At 41.9% G+C, this 11,127-nt stretch carries 10 protein-coding genes; 9 read left to right on the top strand and 1 reads right to left on the bottom strand.

The window, feature by feature from the left end:
- Positions 1-39 precede the first annotated feature (39 nt).
- Positions 40-825 (bottom strand): type I methionyl aminopeptidase, encoded by a 786-nt coding sequence (gene map, locus H5162_RS12920; protein ID WP_145240468.1) that lies wholly within the window; start codon positions 823-825, stop codon positions 40-42.
- Between the two features lie 271 nt (positions 826-1,096).
- On the opposite strand from map, the gene rpsB reads away from it, so the two are divergent.
- The 9 genes from rpsB (at position 1,097) to bamA (ending at position 11,117) form a co-directional block, all read left to right on the top strand.
- Entirely contained in the window at positions 1,097-1,825 is a 729-nt protein-coding gene (gene rpsB, locus H5162_RS12915; RefSeq protein WP_145240470.1) for a 30S ribosomal protein S2, read from the top strand.
- Positions 1,826-1,930: 105 nt separating this feature from the next.
- A complete protein-coding gene (gene tsf, locus H5162_RS12910; RefSeq protein ID WP_145240472.1) occupies positions 1,931-2,782 on the top strand; it encodes a translation elongation factor Ts in 852 nt (283 codons plus the stop codon).
- Positions 2,783-2,941: 159 nt separating this feature from the next.
- Positions 2,942-3,691, top strand: a complete 750-nt coding sequence (gene pyrH / locus H5162_RS12905; RefSeq protein ID WP_145240474.1) for a UMP kinase — start codon at positions 2,942-2,944, stop codon at positions 3,689-3,691.
- A gap of 50 nt (positions 3,692-3,741) precedes the next feature.
- Positions 3,742-4,263 (top strand): ribosome recycling factor, encoded by a 522-nt coding sequence (gene frr, locus H5162_RS12900; protein WP_215909106.1) that lies wholly within the window; start codon positions 3,742-3,744, stop codon positions 4,261-4,263.
- 58 nt (positions 4,264-4,321) lie between these two features.
- Complete coding sequence (locus H5162_RS12895; protein ID WP_145240478.1) at positions 4,322-5,101, top strand: isoprenyl transferase; 780 nt, start codon at positions 4,322-4,324, stop codon at positions 5,099-5,101.
- Positions 5,102-5,118: 17 nt separating this feature from the next.
- Complete coding sequence (locus H5162_RS12890; protein ID WP_145240480.1) at positions 5,119-5,985, top strand: phosphatidate cytidylyltransferase; 867 nt, start codon at positions 5,119-5,121, stop codon at positions 5,983-5,985.
- The gene (ispC, locus tag H5162_RS12885) at positions 5,982-7,187 is read left to right on the top strand and encodes a 1-deoxy-D-xylulose-5-phosphate reductoisomerase (RefSeq protein ID WP_145240482.1); all 1,206 of its coding nucleotides are present in this window, start codon (positions 5,982-5,984) and stop codon (positions 7,185-7,187) included. Before H5162_RS12890 ends, ispC begins: the two co-directional genes overlap by 4 nt.
- Position 7,188: 1 nt before the next feature.
- Entirely contained in the window at positions 7,189-8,541 is a 1,353-nt protein-coding gene (gene rseP / locus H5162_RS12880; protein WP_145240483.1) for a sigma E protease regulator RseP, read from the top strand.
- A 104-nt stretch (positions 8,542-8,645) separates the two neighbouring features.
- Entirely contained in the window at positions 8,646-11,117 is a 2,472-nt protein-coding gene (gene bamA / locus H5162_RS12875; protein WP_182731381.1) for an outer membrane protein assembly factor BamA, read from the top strand.
- Positions 11,118-11,127 lie beyond the last annotated feature (10 nt).

The raw sequence follows: 11,127 nt of genomic DNA, 5'->3' as shown, positions 1-11,127 counted from the left end.
TAGCATACTAATTTCACCCTAAGTCGGGTGAGTCAGTATTTAATGTTCAATGATCCGGTCAATCGTATCATCTGATCGAAGCGTTAAAATTTCAACACCATTTTCAGTTACTAATAAGGTGTGTTCCCACTGCGCAGACAAGCTACGGTCTTTAGTAACCACAGTCCAGTCATCTTTTAATAGTTTACACTGGCGTTTACCCGCGTTAACCATTGGCTCAATAGTCAAACACATACCTGCTTTTAGGGCTTCGCCAGTACCAGCGCGGCCATAATGCATTATTTGTGGTTCTTCATGAAACTCTGCACCAATACCATGGCCGCAATATTCACGAACAATTGAGTAGTTAAAGCTCTCTGCATATTTTTGAATCGCTTCGCCGATATCACCTAAACGCACGCCTGGTTTAACCATTTTTATTGCTAAATAAAGGCTTTCTTGCGTTACTTCAGCAAGACGCTTGCCTTGGATGTTTGGCGTGCCAACATGAAACATTTTTGATGTGTCGCCGTGGTAGCCATCTTTGATAACCGTGATATCGATATTGACACTGTCGCCATCTTTTAATGCTTTGTCGTTAGGAATACCATGGCAAATTACATGGTTTACTGAGGTGCAAATTGATTTAGGAAAACCATGGTAATTTAGTGGGGCAGGAATTGCCTTTTGCACATCGACAATATAATTATGACAAATTGTATTTAGTTCATCAGTGGTTACACCGGGAACTACATGTGACTCTATCATTTCCAGGACATCTGCCGCTAAGCGCCCGGCTACACGCATTTTCTCTATTTCTTCAGGGGTCTTGATCACAGCACTCATGGAGGCTCCATTGTCGAGTTTTACACATTTATCGTCGCACAAATTTTGCACGCGACGTTGAATATTTGTTTTTAATATGGTATAAAGCGCGCCGTCTTTTTACAAATAAATTCTTAAATGATTTTTTGTATTTAAGGCAAACACAATTTTATTTTAACACACACACGTATCGTCACATACACTTGGGTGCATTTCAGTTTCATTTAACTGCGGTGTTGGTGCTATGGGGTATGTGGAGGCCTAACCCTAAACTAAACAGAGGAAATACAAAATGGCAAACGTTTCAATGCGCGACATGCTTCAAGCTGGTGTTCACTTCGGTCACCAAGCACGTTACTGGAATCCTAAGATGAAGCCTTTCATCTTCGGCGCACGTAACCGTGTTCATATCATCAACCTTGAGCAAACTGTTCCAATGTTCAACAACGCACTTAAGTTTTTAACTGGTGCTGCGTCAAACAAAGGTAAAGTTCTTTTCGTTGGTACTAAGCGCGCAGCAAGCGAGTCGGTTAAAGAAGCCGCTATCGCTAGTGATCAGTATTACGTAAATCACCGTTGGTTAGGTGGTATGTTGACTAACTGGAAAACAGTTCGTCAATCAATCAAGCGTCTTAAAGACCTTGAGATCCAAAGCCAAGACGGTACTTTCGAGAAGTTAACTAAGAAAGAAACGTTAATGCTTAACCGCGAAATGGAAAAGCTTGAAAAGAGCCTTGGCGGTATCAAAAACATGGGTGGTCTTCCTGACGCACTTTTCGTTATCGATGCAGACCACGAGCACATCGCTATCCGTGAAGCTAACAACCTAGGTATTCCAGTTGTTGCGATCGTTGATACTAACTCTAACCCAGACGGTGTTGATTTCATCGTACCTGGTAATGATGATGCTATCCGTGCAATCAACCTTTACACAGGCGCAGTTGCAGCAGCAATCACTGAAGGTCGTGAGAGCAATATCGTTGCTCAAGCTGAGAAAGACGACTTCGTAGAAGCTGAGTAATTAGCTGTCATCAAGTCTTCATCTAATTTTAGATGAAGACTTGCTATTCTTGTAGAGCGGGTAACCCGCTTATCTAAACCTGAATTCAGATTTGAGGATTTACTAATGGCTGTAACTACTGCCCTAGTTAAAGAATTACGCGAGCGTACCGGCGCTGGCATGATGGATTGTAAAAAAGCGTTAACTGAAACAGATGGTGACATCGAGTTAGCGATTGAAAATATGCGTAAAAGTGGCGCTGCAAAAGCTGCTAAAAAAGCAGGTAACATTGCTGCTGAAGGTACTATCATCATCAAGCAAAATGCAGGTGTTGCAGTACTAGTTGAAGTTAACTGTCAAACTGACTTCGTAGCAAAAGACGTAAGTTTCTTAGCATTTGCTAACAAAGTTGCTGATGCTGCTATTGCAGAAACGATTTCTATCGAAGACTTACAAGCTAAGTTCGAAGAAGATCGTGTTGAACTAGTTACTAAAATTGGCGAAAACATCAACGTACGTCGTTTACAGTACATTGCTGGTGAGCAACTAGTTGAGTACCGTCACGGTGAGCGTATTGGTGTTGTTGTTGCGGGTGTTGCTGATGAAGAAACACTTAAGCACGTTGCAATGCACGTTGCTGCTTCAAACCCAGAGTACCTAGCACCTGAAGATGTACCTGCTGACGTTGTTGAAAAAGAAAAGCAAGTACAAATCGAAATCGCGATGAACGAAGGCAAGCCTGCTGAAATCGCTGAGAAGATGGTTGTTGGTCGCATGAAAAAATTCACTGGTGAGGTTTCTCTTACTGGTCAAGCTTTCATCATGGAACCTAAAAAATCTGTTGGCGAAATTCTTAAAGAGAAAAACGCAACAGTTACTGGCTTCGTACGTGTAGAAGTTGGTGAAGGTATCGAGAAGAAAACTGAAGATTTTGCTGCTGAAGTTGCTGCACAGATTGCTGCTGCTAAAGGTCAATAAAATCGATTTCCTTTGACGAAAAAGTGAGTTAGATGAAATTATTCTGTTATTTGCTTTTGCGTCATCGCTGAAAATTCTTTAAAATAACCGCGCTCTTTATGTGAAAATCATAAGCGCGGTTATTTTTTATCCTTTTTTTATAAAGTTGGCCCAAATACTATGACAATCAATCGTAAACCTATTTTTAGACGCGTTCTTCTCAAATTAAGCGGTGAAGCACTGATGGGAGACGAAGGCTTCGGCATCGACCCAAAAGTATTAGACCGTATGGCGCAAGAAATCAAAGAGCTTGTAGAACTCGACGTAGAAGTGGGTTTAGTTATCGGTGGCGGTAACTTTTTACGTGGCGGCTCACTTGCTGAAGCAGGCATGAATCGCGTAGTTGGCGATCATATGGGGATGCTAGCAACTGTCATGAATGGTCTTGCAATGCGTGATGCGTTGCACCGTGCATTTGTAAATTGTCGTTTAATGTCAGCTATCCCACTTAACGGTGTGTGTGATGCATACAATTGGGCTGAGGCAATTAGCTTATTAAAAACGGGCCGTGTAGTTATTTTTGCAGCCGGTACTGGTAATCCATTCTTTACAACGGATTCGGCCGCGTGTTTACGTGGTATTGAAATTGAAGCCGATACCGTGATTAAAGCCACCAAGGTTGACGGTGTTTACAGTGATGATCCGGTAAAAAATCCAGAGGCGACACTTTACCGTCACTTGAGCTACAATGAAATCATTGAAAAAGAATTAAAAGTAATGGATCTTGCGGCATTCACTCTTGCGCGTGATCACAAGATGCCGTTGAGCGTATTTAATATGAATAAATCAGGCGCTTTAAAGCGTGTAATTATGGGCGAAGAAGAAGGCACTCTTATCTCTTCACAAGCCTCAGATGAAGTTATTAACTAGATTAGGATTGAACCGTGATAAACGATATTCAAAAAGATGCTGCAGAACGTATGCAGAAAAGTGTAACGGCACTTAGCAGTCAACTATCTAAAATCCGTACTGGCCGTGCTCATCCGGCAATATTAGATGGCATCATGGTGCCATACTACGGCGCACCAACGCCATTGAACCAAGTTGCCAATGTAACAATTGAAGATTCACGTACACTTGCGTTAAGTGTATTTGATAAATCGCTTGCACAAGCGGTAGAGAAAGCAATCATGGCATCTGACTTAGGTTTAAACCCAATGTCAGCAGGTTCTGTGATCCGTGTACCACTTCCTCCGCTAACTGAGGAACGTCGTAAAAACTTAATTAAAATCGTTCGTGGTGAAGTTGAAAGCGGCCGTGTTGCAATCCGTAATATTCGTCGTGATGCTAACGGTGACGTTAAAAACTTATTGAAAGATAAAGATATTTCTGAAGATGAAGCGCGTCAATCTGATGATGCAATTCAAAAGCTTACGGACAAATTCATTAAAGAGATGGACACTCAATTAGCGGCGAAAGAAGCCGAGTTGATGGAAATCTAAGCTAGTAAATTTATTAGTTTTGAAACGCCGTCTGGGGTATACTAGGCGGCGTTTTTTTATGGAATACTCGATATTTATGGTTCTTAACGCTGATAAAATTTCCCAGCAATGTTTACCCAAGCATGTCGCTATAATCATGGATGGCAATGGTCGTTGGGCACAAGCCAAGAATAGGCCACGTGTGTACGGTCATAAAAAAGGCGTGGATGCGGTTCGTCAGTCTGTGCAGTTTTGTACTAAATTAGGAGTAGAGTCATTGACTCTATTCGCTTTTAGTAGTGAAAACTGGCATCGCCCCGAAGATGAAGTCAGTACCTTGATGGAGCTGTTTTTGTTTGTGCTGAGTAAGGAAGTTAAAAAGCTACACAAAAATAATGTTAAGTTAACCATTATTGGTGACTTATCTCGTTTTTCAGATACTTTGCGCAGCAAGGTTGATGCAGCACATGAATTAACGGCTAATAATACTGGTTTGCAACTGAATGTAGCGGCAAATTATGGTGGTCGATGGGATATAACAAATGCTGCAAAGCAATTAGGTAAGCTGATTGCTGCAGGGACGTTAAACCCTGATGATATTACAGAGCACGATTTAGCCGCCCATATGAGTATGCAAGATCAGGCTGAACCTGACTTGTTGATCCGTACTGGTGGCGATTTACGCATAAGCAACTTTTTATTGTGGCAAGCTGCTTATGCTGAACTTTACTTTACCGATACGCTTTGGCCTGACTTCAATGAAGCAGCTTTTGCTGATGCTATCGCTTGTTACGTTGCCAGAGAGCGACGGTTTGGTTGTACTGGCGAACAAATAAAACAATTACTCGCTGAAACCTAATTAAAAAGGGTAACACTTTGCTAAAACAACGAATTTTAACCTCTTTAGTGCTAGCGCCTTTGGCACTGGTGTTGGTTTTTTATACACCTCTTACATTGTTTAGTTACATTGCTGGCGCGATTGTTTTATTAGGCGCGTGGGAATGGTCGGCATTTATGGGGTTATGCGATAAAGTTAAACGTTTTTCGTTTGTGACGTTTATTGGCTTGTTACTGGTACTGCTTAATTGGCATTGGCCAATTGATGGACTGTGGGTCGACGGCCAGCTCGTAGGAGACGCAAATTATATATTCACACTGTCATTTTCGTGGTGGATTGTAGCCACCTACCTAGTGTGGCGCTACCCAGCAATGGCTAAAGCATGGAACGAAGGAGTGGTTATGCGCGCTATTGCCGGTATTCTCACCTTAGTACCGCTGTGGCTTGCGCTTAATACACTGCGCAGTGCTAACTATGAGCAATCAACGCACTTTGGTTCGATGCTTATTTTAGTGGTACTGGGGATCGTATGGAGTGCTGACATTGGTGCATACTTTACGGGTAAAAACTTTGGCAAGCATAAGTTAATGCCAAAAGTGAGCCCTAATAAAACCATTGAAGGTTTAGCTGGTGGCTTAGTTGCTGCGGTAATTTTTGTTTTAGCGTTTTGTCATTTTACCAATGTAGATATGTCTGTTTGGCCAATTTACGCGATTATGACTGTATTCATCGCGTTATTCTCAGCTATTGGCGACTTACTCGAAAGTATGTTTAAACGCGAAGCTGGTCTTAAAGATAGTGGCTCATGTTTGCCTGGCCATGGGGGTATTTTAGATCGTCTTGACAGCCTAACTGCTGCAGCCCCCATTTTTGTGTTGTGCTATGCATGGACACTTAGTTTATGAGTTGTAGACAACAACTCGTCATTCTCGGCGCGACAGGTTCCATTGGTTTAAGTACCTTAGATGTTGTTGCGCGTAATCAAGAACAGTTTGCTGTATTTGCACTTGCGGCAGGTAATAATAGTGAATTGATGGCGCAATTGTGTATTGCTCATCAACCACGCTTTGCAGTGATGGCAGATGACAGCGCTGCAGCTAAGTTAAGCCAACACTTATCGGGCAGTGGCTGCAAAACAGTGATCCGCAGTGGCATTGCCGCCATGAGTGAACTGGCCGCTCACCCAGACGTTGACGCGGTAATGTCGGCGATTGTTGGTGCAGCAGGGCTCATACCTACACTCAGTGCGGTAGAAGCAGGTAAAAAAGTATTACTGGCGAATAAAGAATCTTTAGTCATGTCAGGTCAGTTGTTTATTGATAAAGTAAAACAACATAAAGCCACTTTACTACCGATTGACAGTGAACATAATGCCATATTCCAGTGCCTGCCAAGTGCACTGCAAGGCTCTAAAACTAATGCACAGTTACATGAGCATGGGGTAAGTAAAATTTTACTTACCGGTTCTGGTGGGCCTTTTTTAACGTGTGATATTGCCTCTTTAAAAGACGTTACTGTGGCACAAGCCGTGGCGCATCCAAATTGGTCGATGGGACAAAAGATATCTGTTGATTCAGCCACTATGATGAATAAAGGCCTTGAGTTTATTGAGGCTAAATGGCTATTTAACTGCCAGGCAAACGATATTGAAGTGGTCATTCACCCGCAAAGTATTATTCATTCAATGGTGCAATACCAAGATGGCTCGGTGCTAGCGCAAATGGGGAATCCAGATATGCGTACACCGATTGCTCATGCTTTAGCATACCCACAGCGTATTGATGCTGGAGTAACACCACTGGATTTTTCACAGCTTGCTGATTTTACTTTTACGAAACCAGATTTTGCCCGCTATCCCAATTTACAATTAGCTATTGCTGCGTGTAATGCTGGACAAGGTGCTACAACGACAGTTAATGCTGCCAATGAAATTGCTGTGCAGGCATTTTTACAAGGGCAGATAGGCTTTACTGATATATACCGCATTAATGCACAAACATTAGACACAACGGTTGATGTAAACGTACACACGCTCGATGAAATTCTTGAATGTGACCGTTTAGCTCGACTTCAAGCGACGCAACTCATTGCAAAGGTAGTACGCTAATATGTTCGATTTTCTGTGGAATTTAGGTTCTTTTATTCTAGCGCTGGGAATTTTAGTAACAGTGCATGAATATGGCCATTTTTGGGTTGCCCGCAAAGCGGGTGTGAAGGTGTTAAGGTTTTCTATTGGCTTTGGTAAACCGCTAATAAAATGGCACGATAAACACGACACTGAATATGTCATTGCAGCAATTCCTTTAGGTGGCTACGTGAAAATGCTTGATGAACGTGTTGATGAGGTGTCAGCTGAACAACGTCACTTATCATTTAATGCCAAGTCAGTACAAGCGCGTATCGCGATTGTAGCGGCAGGCCCGCTGGCTAACTTTATATTTGCTATCTTTGCTTTAGCTGCGATGTACATGGTTGGGGTTCAATCGGTGAAGCCGGTGGTTGGCTCAGTAAATGAGGGTAGCCGCGCTGAGCAAGCCGGTATTATGCCAAGTCAGCAAATTATAAAAATTGGCGATGATGATATTGCTACCTGGCAAGATGCTACGTTTGCGTTAATGGCCAGCCTAGGTGATAAAAGCGTTGCAGTTACCGTGCGTGACGAGCAATTTCAAGAACAGGTTAAAATGCTTGATATTGATGGTTGGAAACTTGATCAACAAGATGTGCCACCATTAGCTTCATTAGGTATTGTACCGTTTCGTCCGCAGGCGACTTTAACCGTTGCCACAATTTCGCCAAACTCTGCTGCAGCAGACGCTAATTTACAAGCAGGCGATGAAATTATCGCAGTAAATGGTGAAACAATAACCAGTTGGACGCAGTTAGTTAATGTTATTCAGCAATCCGCTAACAAATCATTACAATTTAGTGTAAAAAGACAAGATAGTATAGAGCTGCTAAATGTTACGCCGAAAGGACAACGTAATAGTGATGGCTTGCTACAAGGCTTTTTAGGTGTAGCGCCGGTGGTTGAAACATGGCCAGATGGTTACATTGAAACTAGACATTATGGTCCACTCGATAGTATGGTGCTGGGCGTAAGTGAAACATGGCGCTTGATCAGCCTAAGTTTTGATATGATTGGTAACTTAATTACTGGTCAAGTATCAGTGAAGAATTTAAGTGGTCCAGTTGGTATTGCTGTTGGAGCGGGAACTAGCGTAAGCTATGGCTTAGTAGCGTTTTTAGGCTTCTTAGCATTGATAAGTGTAAACTTGGGCGTATTTAATTTATTGCCCTTACCAGTGCTTGATGGTGGGCACTTAATGTATTACATAATTGAACTTTTTCGTAAAAAGCCGGTCTCTGAAAAGACACAAGAATTTGGTTTTAAAGTGGGTGCCTTGCTACTCATTTTTCTTACATGTTTCGCTTTGTTCAATGATGTATCGCGATTGTAAGCAATTGCGACAGTCTCGAATTAAAACACGATTGTAAAACACCGCTAAAGTATAATTTTAAGGTGTTGAGCGGTAATACCGTTGTAAAGGATAAAGATAATAAAATGGCTATAAAAAAACATTTGGCAGTAACAAGTTTATTAGGTGCTAGCTTTGCAGCCCTAGGCCAAAACTCCTTTATTGTTGACGATTTAAAAGTTGAAGGCTTACAGCGCGTTGCGTTGGGAGCGGCATTAACACATATTCCTATTAATGTGGGTGATAATGTTGATGACTACACAATTTCAAAAACGATTAAGTCTTTGTATAACTCAGGTCACTTCGACAACATCAAGGCACTACGTGATGGCAATAATGTTATTTTTAAAGTAACAGAGCGCCCAACAATTAGTGTTATTGAGTTTGAAGGTAATAAAGACATTAAAGACGAGCAGCTTACTCAGTCGCTTGATCAGCAAGATATTCGCCAAGGTGAACCACTGGATAAAACTGTGGTGGATAACATCGAGAAAGGCTTAATAGAGTTTTTCCACAGTATTGGTAAATACAACGCTAAAATTGATGTCAGTATCACTAAGTTACCGCGTAACCGCGTTAAGCTAAAACTTGAGTTTGATGAAGGCGATGCCGCATCTATTCGTCAGATCAACTTAGTTGGTAATGAATTATTTAGTGATGAAGACTTGTTAGCACTTGCTGAGTCACAACAAGATTTACCTTGGTGGCAGTTTATGGGCAGCGATCGCTACCAGAAACAAACCATTGAAGGCGATCTCGAGAAAATTCGTAGTTATTATTTAGACCGTGGTTACTTACGTTTTAATATTGACTCAACACAAGTATCAGTTAGTCCTGAGCGTGAATCTGTGTATGTAACAGCTAACATCACCGAAGGCGTTAAATACAAAGTGAAAGGCTTTGACTTCATTGGTGATTTACTTGGCCGTGAAGAACTGATCAAAAGCGTTATTCCACTTCGTGCCGGTGAACTTTATAATGGCTCAGTGGTTACCTCATCTGAAGAATTTATCAAAAGTTATTTAGCGCGTTTCGGTTATGCGAATGCGGAAGTTCGCACCATTCCTGAAATTGACGATGAAAACAAAGAAGTTCAGTTAACACTCTCAGTTAATCCTGGTCAGCGTGTTTATGTGCGTCGTATTATTGTTGGTGGTAACCAAAATACCGCAGATGAAGTATTACGTCGTGAAATGACCCAGCTGGAAGGCGCCTGGTTATCGAATCAGAATCTTGAGCGTTCAAAGCTACAAATTCAACGTCTTCCTTACATGGAAAGTGTTGATTTTAATGTTGTGCCAGTCCCTGGTATAGATGACCAAGTTGATGTCGATTTTACTGTTAAAGAGCAATCAGCAGGTAGCTTTAATGCAGGTCTTGCTTATGGTTCTTACTTAGGTCTGCAATTTAATATCGGTGTTACTGAGTCTAACTTCTTAGGCACGGGTAACCAAATTGGTTTTAACATCAATACCTCGCGTGGTTCAGAACGTGTTAGTTTATCGTATACCGACCCTTACTTCACCCCAGATGGTGTGTCGCAAGGCAGTAGTATTTTCTACAGTAATTACGATGCAAGTAAGTTTAGCCTCATCGATTACAAATCGAAAAGCTACGGGATTGGTACTAATATAGGATTCCCGATTGATGCGGTAAACCGTATCAACTTTGGTGTACGTTGGATCCAAGAAGAATTATCTGAAATTGCTGAATATGAGCAAACTCGTGTTATGCGTGAGACCTTCTTAGACCCGAATAATCCAGATAAAGGATTTGATTTTACTAAGTACGAACTCAGCGTTGGCTGGTCTCGTGTGACAGTAAACCGTGGCTTATTCCCAACTGCAGGTTCGCGTCAAACATTAAACTTAACAGGTACTACGCCAAACTCTGATTTAACTTACTTTAAGTTAAACTATGACTCGCGTTTTTATTGGCCGCTTTCGAATAACCATCGTTGGGTATTCTCAACCCGTGCTGCGCTTGGTTATGGTAACGGTTATGGCACAACCAATGGTTACGACCAAACATTGCCATTCCAAGAGTACTTTCGTATAACAGAAATGGAATTACGCGGTTTTGACCGTAATACTATATTGCCGCGCGCAATATCACGTACGCCACAGTTAATTCCGGGCACTTCGTTGCCAGATGGTGGCCTAACAGGCAATATAGGCGGTTCGCCAGAGTTTGATGTGTTAACACCACAAGGGCGTATTGGTGGTAATGCTAAAGCGGTTGCTGGCATGGAGTTAATTGTGCCAACTCCATTCTTGGATGAAGATAATACCAGTTCTGTACGTACCAGCTTCTTTATTGATGCTGCAAACGTATGGGATACTGAATTTAACGTTGATCGTTATAAAAATTTAGGGCCGGATGAACGCGCTAAGCTTGAGGATTATTCAGATCCGCTGCGCTTTAGGGTATCAACCGGTTTATCACTACAATGGATCTCACCTATGGGTCCTATGTTGATTAGTTTTGCGTATCCATTGCAACAAGAAGAAGATGACGATACGAAGACCATCAGCTTTAACATTAGTAATACATTCTAAAGGAGTTTTT

Source organism: Pseudoalteromonas sp. SR41-8 (assembly GCF_014163915.1).
Taxonomy (GTDB): Bacteria; Pseudomonadota; Gammaproteobacteria; order Enterobacterales; family Alteromonadaceae; genus Pseudoalteromonas; species Pseudoalteromonas rhizosphaerae.
Note: the sequence above shows the minus strand (reverse complement) of the source record. Positions and strands in the feature narration are given on the sequence as shown.